Source organism: Phaeobacter sp. BS52 (genome assembly GCF_045040595.1).
Lineage (GTDB): Bacteria > Pseudomonadota > Alphaproteobacteria > Rhodobacterales > Rhodobacteraceae > Phaeobacter > Phaeobacter piscinae.
Window position 1 is genome coordinate 258,918 of sequence record NZ_CP090662.1, and the last position, 16,849, is coordinate 275,766.

16 protein-coding genes and 2 pseudogenes are annotated in these 16,849 nt (G+C 59.8%); 13 read left to right on the plus strand and 5 right to left on the minus strand.

What is annotated here, in order from left to right; translation table 11 throughout:
- Window positions 1-96: 96 nt before the first annotated feature.
- Window positions 97-618, minus strand: coding sequence for a GNAT family N-acetyltransferase (locus tag L0Z65_RS01255; RefSeq protein ID WP_405110035.1), 522 nt, complete (start codon window positions 616-618; stop codon window positions 97-99).
- Window positions 619-654: 36 nt separating this feature from the next.
- Window positions 655-1,077, minus strand: a complete 423-nt coding sequence (locus tag L0Z65_RS01260; protein WP_014875525.1) for a tellurite resistance TerB family protein — start codon at window positions 1,075-1,077, stop codon at window positions 655-657.
- Window positions 1,078-1,370: 293 nt separating this feature from the next.
- On the opposite strand from L0Z65_RS01260, the gene L0Z65_RS01265 reads away from it, so the two are divergent.
- From L0Z65_RS01265 to L0Z65_RS01275, 3 genes and pseudogenes are all read left to right on the plus strand, one after another.
- Window positions 1,371-3,014: a lysine--tRNA ligase gene (locus L0Z65_RS01265; protein ID WP_405110039.1), complete on the plus strand. Its 1,644-nt coding sequence runs from the start codon at window positions 1,371-1,373 to the stop codon at window positions 3,012-3,014.
- Window positions 3,015-3,160: 146 nt separating this feature from the next.
- Window positions 3,161-3,574 carry a DUF4864 domain-containing protein gene (locus L0Z65_RS01270; protein WP_096872133.1) on the plus strand — a complete coding sequence of 138 codons (414 nt, stop codon included), beginning with the start codon at window positions 3,161-3,163 and terminating at the stop codon, window positions 3,572-3,574.
- 170 nt (window positions 3,575-3,744) lie between these two features.
- Window positions 3,745-6,031: pseudogene (locus L0Z65_RS01275) on the plus strand (glycosyl hydrolase family 28-related protein).
- Window positions 6,032-6,060: 29 nt separating this feature from the next.
- On the opposite strand, the gene L0Z65_RS01280 reads toward L0Z65_RS01275, so the two are convergent.
- Window positions 6,061-6,789 (minus strand): hypothetical protein, encoded by a 729-nt coding sequence (locus tag L0Z65_RS01280; protein ID WP_254683132.1) that lies wholly within the window; start codon window positions 6,787-6,789, stop codon window positions 6,061-6,063.
- Between the two features lie 134 nt (window positions 6,790-6,923).
- On the opposite strand from L0Z65_RS01280, the gene L0Z65_RS01285 reads away from it, so the two are divergent.
- The 3 genes and pseudogenes from L0Z65_RS01285 to L0Z65_RS01295 all read left to right on the plus strand — a co-directional run bounded on the left by L0Z65_RS01285 (window position 6,924) and on the right by L0Z65_RS01295 (window position 8,128).
- The gene (locus L0Z65_RS01285) at window positions 6,924-7,241 is read left to right on the plus strand and encodes an antibiotic biosynthesis monooxygenase (protein ID WP_014875520.1); all 318 of its coding nucleotides are present in this window, start codon (window positions 6,924-6,926) and stop codon (window positions 7,239-7,241) included.
- A gap of 113 nt (window positions 7,242-7,354) precedes the next feature.
- Window positions 7,355-7,763: pseudogene (locus tag L0Z65_RS01290) on the plus strand (universal stress protein).
- 107 nt (window positions 7,764-7,870) lie between these two features.
- Window positions 7,871-8,128 (plus strand): zf-TFIIB domain-containing protein, encoded by a 258-nt coding sequence (locus L0Z65_RS01295; RefSeq protein ID WP_096872129.1) that lies wholly within the window; start codon window positions 7,871-7,873, stop codon window positions 8,126-8,128.
- 157 nt (window positions 8,129-8,285) lie between these two features.
- On the opposite strand, the gene L0Z65_RS01300 is transcribed toward L0Z65_RS01295, so the two are convergent.
- The gene (locus L0Z65_RS01300) at window positions 8,286-8,471 is read right to left on the minus strand and encodes a PLDc N-terminal domain-containing protein (RefSeq protein WP_405110044.1); all 186 of its coding nucleotides are present in this window, start codon (window positions 8,469-8,471) and stop codon (window positions 8,286-8,288) included.
- A gap of 149 nt (window positions 8,472-8,620) precedes the next feature.
- Between L0Z65_RS01300 and L0Z65_RS01305 the strand changes: the two genes are divergently transcribed.
- Entirely contained in the window at window positions 8,621-8,926 is a 306-nt protein-coding gene (locus tag L0Z65_RS01305; protein WP_096872125.1) for a hypothetical protein, read from the plus strand.
- 131 nt (window positions 8,927-9,057) lie between these two features.
- Here the strand turns inward: L0Z65_RS01305 and uvrB are convergent, their stop codons facing one another.
- Window positions 9,058-11,259 carry an excinuclease ABC subunit UvrB gene (uvrB, locus tag L0Z65_RS01310; RefSeq protein WP_405110048.1) on the minus strand — a complete coding sequence of 734 codons (2,202 nt, stop codon included), beginning with the start codon at window positions 11,257-11,259 and terminating at the stop codon, window positions 9,058-9,060.
- A 228-nt stretch (window positions 11,260-11,487) separates the two neighbouring features.
- Between uvrB and L0Z65_RS01315 the strand changes: the two genes are divergently transcribed.
- The 6 genes from L0Z65_RS01315 (at window position 11,488) to L0Z65_RS01340 (ending at window position 16,440) form a co-directional block, all read left to right on the plus strand.
- The gene (locus L0Z65_RS01315) at window positions 11,488-11,799 is read left to right on the plus strand and encodes an ETC complex I subunit (protein ID WP_096869243.1); all 312 of its coding nucleotides are present in this window, start codon (window positions 11,488-11,490) and stop codon (window positions 11,797-11,799) included.
- Window positions 11,800-12,363: 564 nt separating this feature from the next.
- On the plus strand, window positions 12,364-12,975 hold the full coding sequence (locus tag L0Z65_RS01320) for a TetR/AcrR family transcriptional regulator (protein ID WP_405112423.1): 612 nt from the start codon (window positions 12,364-12,366) through the stop codon (window positions 12,973-12,975).
- A complete protein-coding gene (locus tag L0Z65_RS01325; RefSeq protein ID WP_405110051.1) occupies window positions 12,972-13,235 on the plus strand; it encodes a hypothetical protein in 264 nt (87 codons plus the stop codon). The genes L0Z65_RS01320 and L0Z65_RS01325 overlap by 4 nt, the downstream gene beginning before the upstream one ends.
- A 106-nt stretch (window positions 13,236-13,341) precedes the next feature.
- Window positions 13,342-14,412 carry an aromatic ring-hydroxylating dioxygenase subunit alpha gene (locus L0Z65_RS01330; protein ID WP_405110054.1) on the plus strand — a complete coding sequence of 357 codons (1,071 nt, stop codon included), beginning with the start codon at window positions 13,342-13,344 and terminating at the stop codon, window positions 14,410-14,412.
- A 60-nt stretch (window positions 14,413-14,472) separates the two neighbouring features.
- A complete protein-coding gene (locus tag L0Z65_RS01335; RefSeq protein WP_405110057.1) occupies window positions 14,473-15,300 on the plus strand; it encodes an ABC transporter six-transmembrane domain-containing protein in 828 nt (275 codons plus the stop codon).
- Window positions 15,301-15,378: 78 nt separating this feature from the next.
- Window positions 15,379-16,440 (plus strand): 2Fe-2S iron-sulfur cluster-binding protein, encoded by a 1,062-nt coding sequence (locus L0Z65_RS01340; RefSeq protein ID WP_405110060.1) that lies wholly within the window; start codon window positions 15,379-15,381, stop codon window positions 16,438-16,440.
- The last annotated feature ends 409 nt before the right edge of the window (window positions 16,441-16,849 follow it).

Below are 16,849 nucleotides of genomic sequence, written 5' to 3' on the forward strand. Positions count from 1 at the left end.
GACCAGACGCGCGGCTTTATCCGCCTGTGTTTAATCCGCCTGTGTGCCTTTATGCCGGCCTGTTCTGCGGCTCGGCCGTGGCCCTGGCCAGCTGCGCTAACCGCCCGCCATGGCGTGGACCCAGATCTCTGCCTGCGGCTCATGCGGGGCGCGGGTGCCGTCGGTGACAGCCCCCAGCCGCCTTGCCACTGCCTGCGACCGTAGATTGTCGTGATCAATATAGCTGTAGAGGTGATCCAGCCCCAGATCCTCGGAGGCCCATGTCCTCACGGCCACGGCGGCTTCGGTGGCAAAACCCTGTCCCTCGGCCCCTTCAAACAGATGCCAGGCCAGCTCAATCTCTGGCCAGTTGGAGTGTTTGATCAGGCCGACGCGACCGACGGGTTCACCGCTCTCCCGCAATGTGACCGTAAAGAAGCCAAAGCCATGCCACTGCCAGTGGCCAACCCCGGTTAGAAACCCGAACCAGGCCTGATCTGCGGTGATCGTCTCACCCTGCGCAACCATCGAAGGCGCGCTGGTCATAAAACGGGTAAAGGCGGGCAGATCGTCGCGCTCAGGCCCGCGCAGGACCAAACGCGCAGTTGTCAGCCGGGGGGCGGTGGTGAGCGCTGTCATACCTGCGTATCCCTGCCTGCCCGTCCCTCTGTCACATCAGACCATATGCCGCGCGCGGGCGCCGCGTTCGATGGCGGCGGCGTGCAGGCGGTCGATGTTCAGCTCATAACGGATCTCTTCCAAAAGCCGCAGTTCGGACTCCGCCAGGCTGCCATCGGCGGCGGCCACATCGCAGGCCAGCGCATAAGCGGTCTCAAACAGGCGCTCCGGCAGATCCTCACGGATCAGCCCAAACAGCGCGTCCAGCCCGTCTTCCTGCTCAAACAGGTCAAACACCGTCTGCGAGGTGCGATTGACCCGATCGATGTCGTAATCTGCAAACACGGGCAGCATGTTCACCGCCGACTGGATCTTCACCAGTTCAGCGGTGCGGATATTCTCATCCGAGGCCGACACCGCTACCATCAGCGCAACAAGGCAATCCTGCGGGGTAAAGGGATGGGCGGTTTGGGTGTTCATTATGAAATCCAGTAAATTGGCATGTGTTCTGCATAGAAGAATAGGCATCGTGTGGACCCCGATCAACGGGACAATGCGTCATCGTGCATATTCCGCCGCAGGCACCGGCACGGAAGGGGTGTCAGGGCTGCTGTTTCTTGACTCATTTCGCCTGCCGCCATAGGTGAGGCCGACCGGGTGCATGGGGTGCCCGGCAGTGGTTTGCCGCCCGTAATATCGCCGCCCATAGCGGCACCACCCGTGGCGGCAGGCAGCCCGACCGGAGCAGTGCCCGGTTGCCGATGGAGAAAACAATGTCTGATCTGCGCGAAGAAGCTCTGAAGAGCAAAGCCTGGCCGTTTGAAGAAGCCCGCCGGGTTCTCAAACGTTATGCCAAGGGCGCGCCGGAGAAGGGCTATGTTCTGTTTGAAACCGGCTATGGCCCCTCCGGCCTGCCGCATATCGGCACCTTCGGCGAGGTGGCGCGCACCACCATGATCAAAACCGCCTTTGAGGTGATTTCCGACATCCCGACGAAGCTGATCTGCTTCTCGGATGATCTCGACGGCATGCGCAAGGTGCCGGGCAATGTCCCCAACCCAGAGAGCCTGCAGGATCATCTGCAAAAGCCGCTGACCAGCGTTCCGGATCCCTTCGGCACGCATGAGAGCTTTGGCCATCACAACAACGCCATGCTGCGCCGCTTCCTGGACACCTTTGGTTTTGAGTATGACTTCTACTCGGCCAAAGAATTCTATGAATCCGGACAGTTCGACGAGGTGCTGAAGCGCGCCGTCGACAAATACGACGACGTCATGGCGATCATGCTGAAGTCCCTGCGCGAAGAGCGCCGCCAGACCTATTCGATCTTCCTGCCGATCCACCCGGAAACCGGCCGCGTCCTCTATGTGCCGATGAAGAAGGTCTGCGCCGAAACCTATACCGTCACCTTTGACGATGAGGACGGCAAGGAATGGACCCTGCCCGTGACCGGCGGCAATGTGAAACTGCAGTGGAAGCCGGATTTCGGCGCCCGCTGGGCCGCACTGGGTGTCGATTTTGAGATGTACGGCAAAGACCATTCCACCAATACGCCGATCTACGACGGCATCTGCCGGGTGCTGGGCCACCGCGCGCCGGAGCATTTCACCTATGAGCTGTTTCTGGATGCCAACGGTCAGAAGATCTCCAAAACCTCCGGCAACGGCATCTCGATCGACGAATGGCTGACCTATGCCTCGACCGAGAGCCTGGCCTATTTCATGTACCAGAAGCCGAAGACCGCCAAGCGGATGCATTTCGATGTGATCCCCAAGGCGGTGGACGAATACCACCAGCAGCTGCGCGCCTATCATGGCCAGGACCTGAAGGCACAGCTGAACAATCCTGTCTGGCACATCCACGGCGGTGACGTGCCGCAGTCGGATATGGTGGTGCCGTTCTCAATGCTGCTGAACCTCGCCTCCGCCTCCAGCGCCGAGGACAAGGCCACCATGTGGGGTTTCATCAACAAATACGCACCTGATGCGACGCCCGAAAGCAATCCGACAATGGATCAGGCGGCAGGTTTTGCGGTGGCCTATTTCAACGATTTCGTGAAACCGGAGAAGACCTACCGTCTGCCGACCGATCAGGAGCGCGCGGCGCTTCAGGATCTGGCAGATGCGTTGAAATCGTCGGACGCTGCGCTGGCCGCAATCGCCAAGAAGAACGAAATCGCTGGCAACACGGATCCGCTGCCCGAGGCGGATTTTGCGGATGAGGAATTTCTGCAGTCCGTCGTCTTTGCCATTGGCAAGATCCACGGGTTTGAGCCGCTGCGGGCCTGGTTCTCGGCCATCTATGAGGTGCTTCTGGGCGCGTCCCAAGGCCCGCGGTTTGGCGGGTTCATCGCCCTTTACGGGGTTGAGGACACCATCAAGCTGATTGATCAGGCGCTGGCAGGCGAGCTGGTCTGACCGGCAGGCAGACCACAGGAAGACATTGTAAAAGGGCGCCCCCGACGGGTGCCCTTTTTCCATTGCGGGGCAGGTTTTGTCAGGTTGGCGTGAATTGACGGGTGCAAGCGGCGGCCTAGCTGATCTCTCATCAAGGGAGATGTTTTATGCGCAAGTTTATGTTGATGAGTGTCTGCGTCGCCATGATGGCGCTGCCTGTTTCCGCCTCTGCCGAGGGGCGCGATACGGCCATTACCGGGGTGATCAGCGATCAGATCGCGGCCTTCCTGCGCGGCGATGCGGAGGCTGCCTTTGCCCATGCGTCCCCGATGATCCAGGGACTGTTTGGCAGTTCTGAGCGATTTGCGACCATGGTGCAGTCCGGCTACCCCATGGTCTGGCAACCGGATGAGGTGCGCTATCTGGATCTGCGCAATGTCGCGGGCGGCCTGTGGCAGCGGGTGATGATCACCGACCCTGAGGGGCGCGTGCATCTCCTTGATTATCAGATGGTTGAGACTGCGGCGGGCTGGAAAATCAACGCGGTCCAGCTGCTAACTGCGGACGCCCCGACGGCCTGACCCGCCCTCTCGCTGACCAATCGACCGCCCCCTTCTACAACGGGGGTGGTGCATACCCTGCGAACGCCCCTCTGACAGCGCGTTAAATCCCGCCCGGTATAACCCTTTCCCTGATTGAACCGGGCTGCGGCCTGCGATGCCGGAAACGGCGGTTTTGGAAAGGGTGACTGATGAACATAGCGATCACTGACGGCGTAGAGCTGATGCCCCCGGCCTTTGCTGAAGGACTGAACAACTGGTCCAGCGGCAATGGCACACCGGGATCGGACACCTATCAGGGGGCGGCCAATGCGGCCTTTGTCGCGGCGGACCCCGATTTCGGCGGCTGTCTGGAGCTGCAAAAAACCACCTCGGTGCAAAAACTGCGCAATATGACCCGCACCATGCTGACGCCGGGCTGCTATCTGCAGATCACCGCAAAGGTGAAGGCGATCAGCGGCGCCCTGCCCACAGTGCGCATCGCGGCCTGGGCCGGACAGCCCGGCGGCGGCCATCTGGGCGGCGTGGTGGAAACCGGGCCGGGCACCAGCCTCTCCACCTACGGCGAGGTGGTTGAGGTCACAGCCATTGTCGGCACCGGCAGCCGCAATGGCGTCGATATGCCCTGGGGCCGCGCCGCGCGCTTTGCCCATGTGGGGCTGGATCTGATCGGGGCAAACGGCGGCGTGGTGCGGATCGAGGATATCGCGGTGCGCGATGTCACTGGCGTGTTCCTGCGCGATATGATCAGCCTTGTGGATGTGACGGATTATGGCGCCGTCGGCGATGGCAGCACCGACAATACTGCCGCCTTTGAGGCCGCAGATGCCGCCGCCGCAGGCCGCCGTGTACTGGTTCCCGCGGGGGAGTTCTTCCTCGCCAGCACGGTCTCCATGAACCATGAGGTCCGGTTTGAGGGCACCGTCCGCATGCCCACCAACCGGATGCTGCTGCTCACCCGCAACTTTGATTTCCCCAGCTATGCTGCCGCCTTCGGGGATGAGGAATTGGGCTTCAAGAAGGCGTTTCAGGCGCTTCTGAACAACGCCGACCATGAATCGCTCGATCTCTGCGGGCGCAAGGTGACCCTGCGCGGGCCGGTCGACATGCAGGCGGCAGTGCCCAACAAGACCAGCTATGCCACCCGCCGGGTGATCCGCAACGGCCAGCTGGAGGCCGCCGCCAATGCGGCCTGGGACACCGACACGGTGACTGCACAGGCGACTTACAGCACCAGCGACGCGCGCAAGCTGACCAATGTCGCCAATATCGCCAATATCCCCGTCGGCGCCTTGGTCGAAGGCAGCGGCGTCGGGCGCGAGATCTATGTCCGGGCCAAAAACGTGGGCGCACGGGAACTGACCCTGACCGCGCCGCTTTATGATGCGGTCGGCACACAGCAATTCACCTTCCGCGACTTCAAATACATGCTGGATTTCAGCGGTTTCAGCGCGCTCAGCAAATTCGGCATGACCGAGGTGGAAATCCAATGCGCGGGCCGTTGTAGCGGGATCCGTCTTGCGCCTGCTCAGCACGGTGTTCAGCCTGGATCACTGTTTCATCTCGCGTCCGCTCAATCGCGGCCTCACCTCCATCGGGTCGGGCTGTCAGGGCATTCTGGTGGACAATTGCCAGTTCCTCTCCGATGAGGAGCCGCTGAATGTCTCCGCGCGCCAGTCCATCGCGCTGAATGTGAATGCCAATGACGCCAAGCTGCGCAACAACCGTGCGACCAAGTTCCGCCATTTCGCCCTCCTGGGCGGGCAGAACCAGACCGTGACCGGCAACCACTTCTTTCAGGGTGACACCGTCGCCGATGGTAGTCGCACCGCCGGGCTGATCCTGACCAGCACCAATTGCGCCTCCACCGTGTCGGACAACTACATCGACAACTGCTTTGTCGAATGGACCAATGAACGCGATGCGCGGCCGGATTTCAGCAGCGGCTTTTCCTTCAGCGCGCTGTCGATCACTGACAATGTGTTCCTCTCCGGTGATGTGGCCCGGTGGTTCAGCTACATCGTGGTCAAACCCTATGGCAGCGGTCATTTCCTCAATGGGATGACGGTGTCGGGGAATAAATTCCGCTCCATCAATGGCTCCATCGACCGGGCGGAACGGGTGGATACCAGCTTTGCGGATCTCGATTTCAGTCGCTCCAAGAGCATCTTTTACGAGGGCAACACCTATCACAATGTGTCAGCCGCCGTCGCCAATCCGCTGCGGATTGAACATGTGCAGGGCAGTACGGCCAAGACCTGGACCGTCGACACCGATGATAAGCTGCCGTTCCGCGGGCAGGCGCGGGGGGTCGATAGCGTCATCGCGATTGGCCCGGTGGAGGTCAGCGGCGGCGCAGATCGCCACGCCATGCCACACACCAAACTGCGGGTTGGCAGCCGTCGCGATCAGGTGCAGCTGATCTGGCCCGAGGCGGTGCGCGGCACTGTGCAGGTGACCGTCCGGGTGGACAAATAACCCCTCGCCTAGACAGGCGCAGGCGGTGGTCAGAACCGGTGCCAGATCGCCAGTTTGACCCCCAGCGACCGGGTCTCGGTCCGTTTGTGTTGTAGGCCAATCACCAGCTCTGGCGCGTCCTTGCCGAAGCGACGCGCCAGTGGCACCCGCAGACTGGGGGTGACCGCAACGGAGAGTGACGCCCCAGCCGTTTTGCTGGTTTCCACCTGCACCAGAGGCGCCAATTTGCCGGGGCGGTTCAGCCCGAATGTGGCATCCAGTTTCCAGGTCTGCTCCAGCCCCTTGCTGCGCCATTCATGGCCCAGGTCCAACGCCACCCATCCCGAAAGCGGCCGGTCGCGCCACCGGGTGTCAAACCCGCGCCCGTATGACAGCGTCAGCCGCTGCATTGGCGCCCAGACCGCGCTGCTCTGGTTCAGCCCCAACGCCAGTTCCACCGCTGTATTGGCACGCCCCAGCCGGGGCAGGGGATGGCGCACGAACAGCAGCGCATGGGCAGAGCTGCCCCGGCTCAGGTTCAGATCCACCCCCACGGTCCAGCGCGGATGCAGCCCGTATTCACTGTAATAGCCAACCTCAGCCGGGATGCGCTGTCCTGCGTCCAGCCCCTTTATCGCGGCCAGATCCCGCCGCAGGGTCAGACTGGTTGCGCTGAACCCCTGTCCCTTTTGCTGTAACCACGCCCCGGCAAAGACCGGCGCCGAAGGCATCAGACAGGCCAGGATCAGTGCCAGAAGACGGGCGAAGTGATGAGACATGCAAACATCTTAAAGTTGTTTGCACTTTTGACCACTCTTTTTATGGAACAGCAGGCTGGCCGCCCGGTGTGGCAAAAATCTCTGCCGGATTTTCCCAAACCGGCGTAGGCTGGACCCGGACAACGGAGGAAGCCATGCCGACGATCGCGACCAATACCGAAACCCAAACCGTCATCACCACATTCGAGATGACACCGGGCACCTGCCAGGATCTTCTGGACGCCCTGACTGAGGCCTATGCCGAGTTTATTTCCCATCAGCCGGGGTTCATTTCCGCCGGGTTGCATGTGAACGATGCTCAGACGCGGATTGCCAACTATTCCCAGTGGCGTCGGCGCGAGGATTTTATGGCCATGTTGCGCAGCGCCGAGATGCGCAACCGCAATCGCAAGATCAATGAGCTTTGCCGCAGCTTTGAACCGGTGATGTATGAGGTCGCCGCAACCTTTTGATCTGTGGCGCGTTTCCCATCTGTGGGCGGCTGATCTTGATCAAGGCAGGCGCTTCAGGCCTGTCCCATGATACGCCTGTCCCATAATGCGGTCACAGACAGAGGAAAGCGCAGATGTACAGCCATATTCTTGTCCCGATTTCATTCGACCCGGATCGCGATGTCAGCGGCCCGCTGAAACTCGCGGGGCTGCTGGCCACGCCGGAGGCGAAGATCACGCTCTTGCATGTGGTCGAACAGGTGCTTAGCCTATGCGATTTCCTACATGCCGGTTGATTACCTCGATGCGGCGCGCAAGGCGTTGCAGGCGGAGTTGGACGGGCTGGCCAAAACCCTGCCGAATGCCAGCGGCCTGCTGATCGACGGCCATTCCGGCCGCGCCATCCTCGACTGGGCCGAAGACAATTCTCCCGATCTGATCATCATCGCGTCACACCGTCCCGGAATGCAGGATCTGTTGCTCGGCTCAACCGCCACCCAGGTGGTGCGACACGCGTCCTGCGCGGTTCATGTCGTACGCTGAGGCTTGCGTTGTTTTGACGCCGGGCGCGCAATATTGCGCCGCAAGACTTGTCGTGCGGCAAAAGCGACCCCACTTGCAATGCAATCATGTTTTGTGAGGAGAAAACGATGCAATGTCCAATTGATGGCACACAGCTGGTCATGACCGACCGGGCCGGAGTGGAAATCGATTACTGTCCGCAATGCCGGGGTGTCTGGCTGGATCGCGGTGAATTGGACAAGATCATTGAGCGATCCGCGCCGCAGCAATCCGCACCGGCGCGTGACAGCCATCGCCCCGAGAAACGCGATTCAGATCGGCATTATTCCGAAAAACGCTACAAGAAAAAACGTGGTGGATTTCTTGAGGATCTGTTTGATTTTTAAGAACGACATGCCCGGGCGTCAGGGTTGGCTGACCGAAAAGGTGCAGTAAAACCGGCGTCCGGGCCTCACTCTGCTGCGCCCCTGATCGTGCAGGTCACAAAAAAAGCGCCCCGATACCATGATCTGGTATCGGGGCGCTTTTTTTCATAACATAATGTTAGATATGTGCTTTACTGCCACGGGGCCCAGCGATCAGCCATGCGATCAGGCCAATGACAGGCAGGATCAGAATGACGAGGGTCCAGACCACCTTGGCCACGGTCGAGGCGCCTGAGGTCAGAACCTGATAAATCGCATAGAGATCGGCAATTAGAATGATCAGACCAAGAAGACTGTAACCCATTTTCTCTCTCCAATGATTGTGTTCTGCCATCCCAACCAATCAACGGCTCAAAATGTTCCGATAAAAATATTGGGAACCATTTCAACGGATATCTCGTTTCCTCTCCGAACCATCATTGAGATGTATCGCAATCGGAAAGGAACCACGTTATGAAAACCGCTACTGGAATTGTTCTGGGTGTTATTGCCGTCATCGCCGTTGCGATTGGCATCTACATGGTGGACGTCGATCAGACAGAAGAAGCCAGCCTGCCCGACGTTGATGTCAGCGTTGAGGGTGGCAACCTGCCAAAATTCGATGCTGAGGTTGGATCCGTCTCCATCACCGAAGAAACCGCAACGGTGAAGGTTCCGGACGTCGATGTGACCATGGAAGAAGCTGAAATCTCGGTTCCGGGCCTGAAAGTGACCCCGCCGGAAGACGCCGCTGACGAAGTTGCCGCCGAATCCAACTAAGAGAAGCAGCTGCCTGATCCGGCACAGTTTGCCCCCCGCCATCGCGGGGGGCTTTTTTCGTGTCCGGTTTGTCGGGGGGCGGGCGCTGTTGCCTCCGCTATCTTCTCGTGGCCCAGCTAGCCCCGCTGATCCTACGACGAGAACTTCTTCTGCGACTTACCCCGATAGGCCCGTGTCCCGGCCTTGCCCGCAGTGGAACGCCCTCGTGATTTCACCGCCGCATCTGATGCGGCCTCAATCGCGGATTGCCGCGCCAGAGGATCGTCAGAGACCGCCAGATCCACCGCTTCCAGCCGCTTGACCTCGTCGCGCAGCCGCGCGGCTTCCTCGAACTCCAGGTTCTCGGCGGCCTTGCGCATCTGCTCGCGCAGCCCGGCCAGATGGGCCTCCAGATTGGCACCATGCATCGGTTTGTCGATGGTGGCGGTGACGCGGTTCATATCCACATCGCCCTCATAGAGACCCGCCAGCACATCCTCGACGTTTTTCTTGACGGTTGCGGGGGTGATGCCGTGTTCCTCGTTGTAGGCGATCTGTTTCTCGCGGCGGCGGTTGGTCTCGCCAAGAGCGCGTTCCATCGAACCCGTGATGCGGTCAGCATACATGATAACCCGGCCTTCAGCGTTTCGGGCCGCGCGACCGATGGTCTGGACCAGCGAGGTTTCGGAGCGCAGGAAGCCCTCCTTGTCGGCATCCAGAATGGCGACCAGCCCGCATTCGGGGATATCCAGACCCTCACGCAACAGGTTGATGCCGATCAGCACGTCAAAGGCGCCAAGCCGCAGATCGCGCAGGATTTCGATCCGCTCCAGCGTGTCGATGTCGCTGTGCATATAGCGGACCTTGATCCCCTGTTCGTGCATATATTCGGTCAGATCCTCGGCCATGCGTTTGGTGAGGGTGGTCACCAGCGTGCGGAACCCATCTGCGGTGACGCGGCGTACCTCGTCCAGTAGATCGTCGACCTGCATATCCACCGGGCGGATTTCGACCTGCGGATCCAACAGGCCGGTTGGGCGGATCACCTGTTCGGCAAAGACGCCACCCGATTGCTCAATCTCCCAGGCCGTCGGCGTTGCCGAGACAAAGACCGATTGCGGGCGCATCGCGTCCCATTCCTCAAACTTGAGGGGACGGTTATCCATGCAGGACGGCAGGCGGAAACCATGTTCGGCCAATGTGAATTTACGCCGGTGGTCACCTTTGTACATGCCGCCGATCTGCGGCACGGAAACATGGGATTCATCCGCAAAAACAATGGCGTTGTCCGGGATGAATTCAAACAGGGTAGGGGGCGGCTCCCCCGGAGCGCGGCCGGTCAGATAGCGCGAGTAATTCTCGATCCCGTTGCAATGGCCGGTGGCCTCCAGCATTTCTATGTCGAAATTGGTGCGCTGCTCCAGCCGCTGCGCTTCCAGCAGCTTGCCCTCACCCACCAGCTGATCCAGCCGCATCTTCAGCTCTTCCTTGATCGAAATGACCGCCTGTTTCAGCGTCGGTTTCGGGGTCACATAGTGGGAGTTCGCATAGACGCGGATCTGATCGAAGGAGCCGGTTTTCTCGCCGGTGAGCGGGTCAAATTCGGTAATCCCCTCCAGTTCCTCACCAAAGAAGGACAGCCGCCAGGCGCGATCCTCAAGGTGGGCGGGGAAAATCTCCAGCGAATCGCCGCGCACCCGGAAGCTGCCGCGCTGAAACGCCTGATCGTTGCGTTTGTATTGCTGCGCGACCAGATCGGCCATGACCTGCCGCTGGTCATACTCATCGCCGACCCTCAAATCCTGCGTCATCGCCGAATAGGTCTCTACCGAGCCGATACCGTAGATGCAGCTCACAGACGCGATGATGATCACATCATCCCGCTCCAACAGCGACCGGGTGGCGGAGTGGCGCATCCGGTCGATCTGTTCGTTGATCTGGCTTTCCTTCTCGATATAGGTGTCGGAGCGCGCGACATAGGCCTCTGGCTGGTAATAGTCGTAGAAGGAGACGAAGTATTCGACGGAGTTCTCCGGGAAGAAGCCTTTGAATTCGCCGTATAATTGCGCCGCCAGTGTCTTGTTCGGTGCCAGAATGATGGCCGGGCGCTGGGTCTCCTCGATCACCTTCGCCATGGTGAAGGTCTTGCCCGTTCCGGTCGCCCCCAGCAGCACCTGATTGCGCTCGCCGTCCAGCACGCCTGCTGACAGCTCCTTGATTGCGATGGGCTGGTCGCCCGCCGGATCAAACTCCGTATGCATCACAAATTCCCGCCCACCTTCCAGCTTGGGGCGGTGCTGCGGCGCGCGGTCAGCCATCATCGGCATGGATTTGTCGGAATGGGCGTATGGCATTGTGGCTCTCTCCTGCTAGGGGCAGAGATTGGTCTGTTTTTGTTCTTATTCAAGGGGGATTTTGCCTGCGTGCGTGGATGAAGGCCCCGCTTTGCGCTCAAACCTGTCGTGAAGGTCCTGAAATCCCCGGTTTTCCACCCAAACCTGCGCAATCTGCGGCATTTGCCACCTTGCCCGCCCGCAGGGTTCAGCGCATATAGGGGGCAGAGATTGACGAGGAGATATCCCATGCGAGCGCGGATTTATCGGCCAGCCAAGAACGCCATGACCTCCGGTATGGCCAAAACCCGCAAATGGGTTCTGGATTTCGTGCCGACCAGTGCGCGGGAAGTGGACCCGCTGATGGGCTGGACCTCCTCTCAGGATACCCAGAGCCAGGTGCGCCTGCGCTTCGACACCAAAGAGGCCGCGCTGGAATACGCCGAGGCCAACGGCATCGACGCCGTGGTGACAGAGCCCAAGAGCCGCAAGGCCAATGTCCGCGCTGGCGGCTACGGCGAAAACTTCGCCACCAACCGCCGCGCCCCCTGGACACATTAAGGTTGTAAATCTTCCACGAGTTCGCACCGTTTCGGCACGAGTTCTCACCAAGATCTACATATAGGGCGCCCAGCGGGCGCCTTTTTTATCAGTTGATGTCGGTTCATCTGCGTTTGAAATCAGACGGGGTATGCAACTATCCGCCCTCCACGTGGTGATGTAGGGTGTTTGGAGTTTTCCTGTTGCTGCCTGTGATTGGCCTTGCTGAAGGGCTATGAGGCCTGTTGCGCTTGCCGGTGCCATCATTGTTCCGAAGCGCTTTAGCTGTGGGCTATAGGTGCCATGATCGGGCGAAATCTGCTTGGTCACCCTGCAAAGCGCCCGGTACATACGCCACTGTCGGGACGCGGCTGTGACCTGTGATGTCCGCTCTGTCAATCCACCACACAAAACGACAATCCCTTGGACCCCAGTCATGCTGATTGGCCACGAAGCGCGGGTGCAACGGATGGCGCCCTCACCGAAGCTTCTTCTGGCTTCTGCGGTTTCAGACTCGCAGGCGAGAAAGACACGTGGGTATATTTTCAGAGTTGACAATTTATACGATGCCGTTATTTGTCAAATGTGACAAAGAATGGAGTCGCCATGCCTCGCCCTAGTTTAAGGGATCAGCGTTCCGAGGAGATCCTCGACGCGTATCTGACCTGCGTTGCCCGCTTCGGGTTGGAAGGTGCAACACAAGAACGCATTGCCGCAGAAGCGGGAGTAAAGCGTCCACTTCTGCGGCACTACCTTGGCAATCGCGATCAGATGATTGCTGCTCTGACCCAACATGTCGTTGACACGTTCAATGCTTCGACCAGCTCATTGGCTACCGCCTTGGCTGACGCAGGGAACGCGGAAGACATGGTTGCAATATTGTTTGCCGAAGATGCACCGAATGACCCGAGGCTGCTGCTCGCCTGGCAGGGGCTCTCAATCTCGGCTTCAGAAAACCCGGGAATGCGGGCTGACCTTCTGGACAGCCTTGAGCGTTTTCTGACGGTTCTCAGCGACACGCTGAACCGGATCGTACCCGGGGCAAGCCCCGCAAGGGTCCGGGCCGTGGCACAGGGCATTTCATCAAGTTTCGTGACACTCGACTCCCTATCACCGCTTTCTCCTCCCGCAGGGTGGCGGCAGGAACTAAAGCAGGCGGCCTTGCTTCTTGCGCAGACTCTGGAGGGATCGGCATGACGCGTCAGAGGGGCGTGAACTACATTGCCTTTCCGATCCTCGGGGGCGCTGCGGTTCTCGGACTCTATTGGGTTTGGGGGCTGCTGTTTCTGTGGTGGCTGGTGCCTGCCGTGAGAAGCGGCCAAGCCCATTTTGTGTTTGAGGTCGCCCGCAGCGAGGATCCGCTGCTGTTTTGGGCCGTGCTGCTCCTCTGGGGCTTGTCCGGCGTCATGATGATCGCCGCCAGCCTGTTCCCGCACTACGCCCCCTGGCTTGTCTGAGGCAAAACAATGACTCGCATGTACCACAACCTCCCCGTCTCCGCTTACACGTCGCAAGACTGGTTCGACCGTGAACAGGCGCTGATTTTTTCCCGCAGCTGGCGCTATGCTCGACCTTGCAGAGGATGTCCCGGAGCCTGGCCATTACATCTCGGTTCAGGCTGGCCTCAACAACCTCTTCATCGTAATGGGGCGGGATCGCCGTTTGCGGGCGTTTCACAACATCTGCCGCCATCGCGGAACCCAACTGATCCGCGCAGTCGGCAAGTCGCAAAAGGCGCTGACCTGTCCGTATCACGACTGGACCTATGATCTGGAAGGCAACCTGATCTCGGTTCCCGACGAGGATCGCGAGTATCCTAATGGCATCGACAAGAGCTGTCTGGGTTTGAAACCGGCACGTGTCGATGTCTGGCGCGGCATGCTGTTTGTGCACCCGGACCCGCAGGCCCCCGGATTGGCACATTGGTTTGGCGCTGTGGATCCGTATCTGGGCCCGCACAAGCCCGATGAACTGGTGGAATACCCTGAAGCGCGCAAGTCCTACGAGATCAAAGCCAACTGGAAGATCGTCGTGGAAAACTACATCGACGTCTATCATCTCAGTCACCTGCACGCGAATACGCTGCACATGTATGACCATTCGCAGGCGGACTATGGCTGGAAGGGGCCACACTACCATTTCTGGGAACCACCCAGCGAGGCTTATGGCGCGGATCTTGAAAAGAACCTGCCTACCCCGAGGGTGATCCCTGAACCGCATCGCGGCACATGGGTGCCAATGCTGTTTCCCGGTATTGGGATTGGCGCGAGCGAGGACAGTTGGAACCTGTTTGTCATAACGCCTTTGGGCCCGGAGCTGACGCGGATCGAAAATCGCACCAAACTCGCCAATGTCTCTGAGTGGGACTTCAGCAAGCAGGCGTGGAGCAGCCACGGTTTCTGGAAAGACTTCGGTGGCGCAAAATACGACGAGGCTGACCTGTCGGACGAAGAGGATCCAATGGCGTCGGGCGATTTCACAACCGAGGACGTCTATGCATGTGAGCAGCAGCAGAAATCGCTGCAAAGCCCCTATTTTGAGGTTGGCCCGGCGGCGGTCGGAGAAAGCCCAGTCACCCGTCACCAGCAAGCCGTCCTGGACTTCATGGCCGCGCAAGAGGCCCGAAACGCATGAGGTCCCTCCACAAGGCGCCGCGTCGGACCGCTGACAGACCGGCCGCTCACCCTGCGTGGGTTGCTGCGCGCCTTTTGGCTGCAGATCAGTGTGACATGGGGGCTAACCTTGGCGGAGGTGGTGATGTTTGCTCTGATCCCCTTGCTGATCGGCAAGGCCATCGACGGACTGCTGATCGCGGATCTCGGGGCATTTATCCAGCTAGGTGCGGTGCTGGGCGGGCTGGTCCTTCTGGGCACCCTGCGTCGGGTCTATGATACCCGGGCCTACGGTCTCATGCGGGTCGAGTTGGGTAAGGAGCTTGCCCGAAGATCAGCAGGCACACCTGTCTCGCAGTTGAACGCGCGGCTGGGTATGGGACGGGAACTGGTGGATTTTCTGGAATCTGAGGCGCCGGAAAGCATGACAGCGGTTGTCCGGGTTCTTGCCGCGCTTGTCATCCTGGCAGGCTTCCATCCCCTGCTGGCATCGTCAGCGATGGCAGCGTTGGCCGCAACCATGCTCATATACGGGCTGGCGCACAAACGGTTTTTCCAACTGAATGCGACACTTAACGCCCGGGCTGAGCAGCAGGTTGGCGTGCTGTCGACCCGGTCGACGCCGCGCCTGGGGGCGCATCTTCTGTCATTGCGAAAATCAGAGATCCGTATCTCAGATACCGAAGGCCTGATCTACGGACTGATTTTCACCGCCCTGCTGGGCATGGAAATGTTCAACCTTTGGTTTGCAACCCAGTCACTGGGCGTCACCGCTGGCGGTGTGTTTTCCATCGTCACCTACAGCTGGGACTTCGTTGAAAGCGCTCTGATCTTGCCGATGACTTTGCAAACGCTGTCGCGCCTGTCCGAAATCACGGCACGGATCAACCAACTGGAGGGCGTTGAATGAAACGCATTGCCACTCGCGCGACCGAGCCTCTCTTGGCTGCCGCGCTGTCTTCCATCTATCGCCACCGTTGAGGCTGCAATGAGCATCGATTTTCACGCCCTGACCATCGCCGACATCCGCCAGGAGATCGGCGGCAACGCCACCAGCATTACCCTGGCCGTGCCGCCAGAGCTGAGCCAAATATATAGCTGGCAGGCAGGGCAGCATTTGCCATTGCGCCTGAGGATCGACGGCGAAGAGCATCGCCGTTGTTATACGATCTCCAACCCGCCCGGTGCGCCGCTGCGTATCACGGTCAAGCGGGTGAAAGGTGGTGTGGTCTCGAACCATATCGCGGAGAGCCTTAAGATTGGAGAGACCCTGGACGCGATGCCGCCGTTGGGACAATTCGCGCTGCAGCCCGACCCGATGGCGCGCCGCACCCATTATTTCTTTGGCGGTGGCAGCGGAATTACGCCTCTGTTTGCGATGATCAAAGATGTCCTGGCGCATGAACCGCATTCCGTGTCGCATCTGATTTTCGGCAATAAAACCGCGGATGGAATTCTATTTCGCGCGGAACTGGCGGCCCTCGCCGATGCACACGGGGATCGGTTCACCCTGCGCCACATACTCTCGGCCCCGTCCCTATTGAGCTGGTTCTCCCCCTGGCGCAAGGGGCGCCTCGGAGCAGACGCCATCAGCGCAGCTTTTGCGGAGAGCCCGCCGGTGGCGCAGGACGTCAAATATTGGATCTGTGGTCCGGGGGCGATGAACAAAGATGTGCGCGACGCTTTGATGGCACTGGATGTGCCTGCAGATCGCATTCATCTGGAGAGCTTTGGCGGCGCAGAGATGGATATTGGCAGCCCTGTCAACGGAATGGCAGCGACAGCATCGGTGATCCTCAATGGCAGGCGTCGCGATGTCTCTATGGCTGCGGATCAGACGGTTCTGGAGGCCGCGCTCGCATCGGGGCTGAAGCCTCCCCACAGTTGCTGGTCCGGGGTCTGTGGAGCCTGTAAGGCACGGCTTAAGACGGGTAAGGTTCTGATGCGCACGCAGATGGCGCTTTGCGAAAGAGACATTTTGCAAGGCGACATCCTTACCTGTCAAAGTGTCGCCCAAACCCCCACGATAGAGGTTGAGTTTCCAAACTAGCGCGCAAAGAAGCCTCCCCAGTCTTGCGCGACTTGAAGCGGCGGCCCCCCACAGGTTGCTGTCGATGACCATTCCCTGTGCTGCACCGCTTTGGGGGGGGAATGGCAGACTGACACGCTTCGCTGGAATGCTGGGCGCTCTACAGATCCACCACCTATGATTGATTCGACCGTGGGGCAGCGACCAGTTGTCAATTCGCCGTTCTGCGTGGGGTTGCGGCGCTGGCATCTCTCTGCACAACTTCGCCCATGCCCCGACGTCAATGGGCCAGCTTTTGCCGAAACGAAGGGATGGCGAAAAACTCACCAAAAATAGTGAGTTGAACGATCATTCAATTCGGAAACGATCAGGGCGCGAAACCAATATATCTATAATCTCCGAGGTCGGCCGATGGCTGCCCGGGCGCTCC

Coding starts and splice junctions, on each gene's coding strand:
- L0Z65_RS01255 (WP_405110035.1), bottom strand. CDS start 618: ATGACAGCGCTCACCACCGCCCCCCGGCTGACAACTGCGCGTTTGGTC.
- L0Z65_RS01260 (WP_014875525.1), bottom strand. CDS start 1,077: ATGAACACCCAAACCGCCCATCCCTTTACCCCGCAGGATTGCCTTGTT.
- L0Z65_RS01265 (WP_405110039.1), top strand. CDS start 1,371: ATGTCTGATCTGCGCGAAGAAGCTCTGAAGAGCAAAGCCTGGCCGTTT.
- L0Z65_RS01270 (WP_096872133.1), top strand. CDS start 3,161: ATGCGCAAGTTTATGTTGATGAGTGTCTGCGTCGCCATGATGGCGCTG.
- L0Z65_RS01280 (WP_254683132.1), bottom strand. CDS start 6,789: ATGTCTCATCACTTCGCCCGTCTTCTGGCACTGATCCTGGCCTGTCTG.
- L0Z65_RS01285 (WP_014875520.1), top strand. CDS start 6,924: ATGCCGACGATCGCGACCAATACCGAAACCCAAACCGTCATCACCACA.
- L0Z65_RS01295 (WP_096872129.1), top strand. CDS start 7,871: ATGCAATGTCCAATTGATGGCACACAGCTGGTCATGACCGACCGGGCC.
- L0Z65_RS01300 (WP_405110044.1), bottom strand. CDS start 8,471: ATGGGTTACAGTCTTCTTGGTCTGATCATTCTAATTGCCGATCTCTAT.
- L0Z65_RS01305 (WP_096872125.1), top strand. CDS start 8,621: ATGAAAACCGCTACTGGAATTGTTCTGGGTGTTATTGCCGTCATCGCC.
- uvrB (WP_405110048.1), bottom strand. CDS start 11,259: ATGCCATACGCCCATTCCGACAAATCCATGCCGATGATGGCTGACCGC.
- L0Z65_RS01315 (WP_096869243.1), top strand. CDS start 11,488: ATGCGAGCGCGGATTTATCGGCCAGCCAAGAACGCCATGACCTCCGGT.
- L0Z65_RS01325 (WP_405110051.1), top strand. CDS start 12,972: ATGACGCGTCAGAGGGGCGTGAACTACATTGCCTTTCCGATCCTCGGG.
- L0Z65_RS01330 (WP_405110054.1), top strand. CDS start 13,342: ATGCTCGACCTTGCAGAGGATGTCCCGGAGCCTGGCCATTACATCTCG.
- L0Z65_RS01340 (WP_405110060.1), top strand. CDS start 15,379: ATGAGCATCGATTTTCACGCCCTGACCATCGCCGACATCCGCCAGGAG.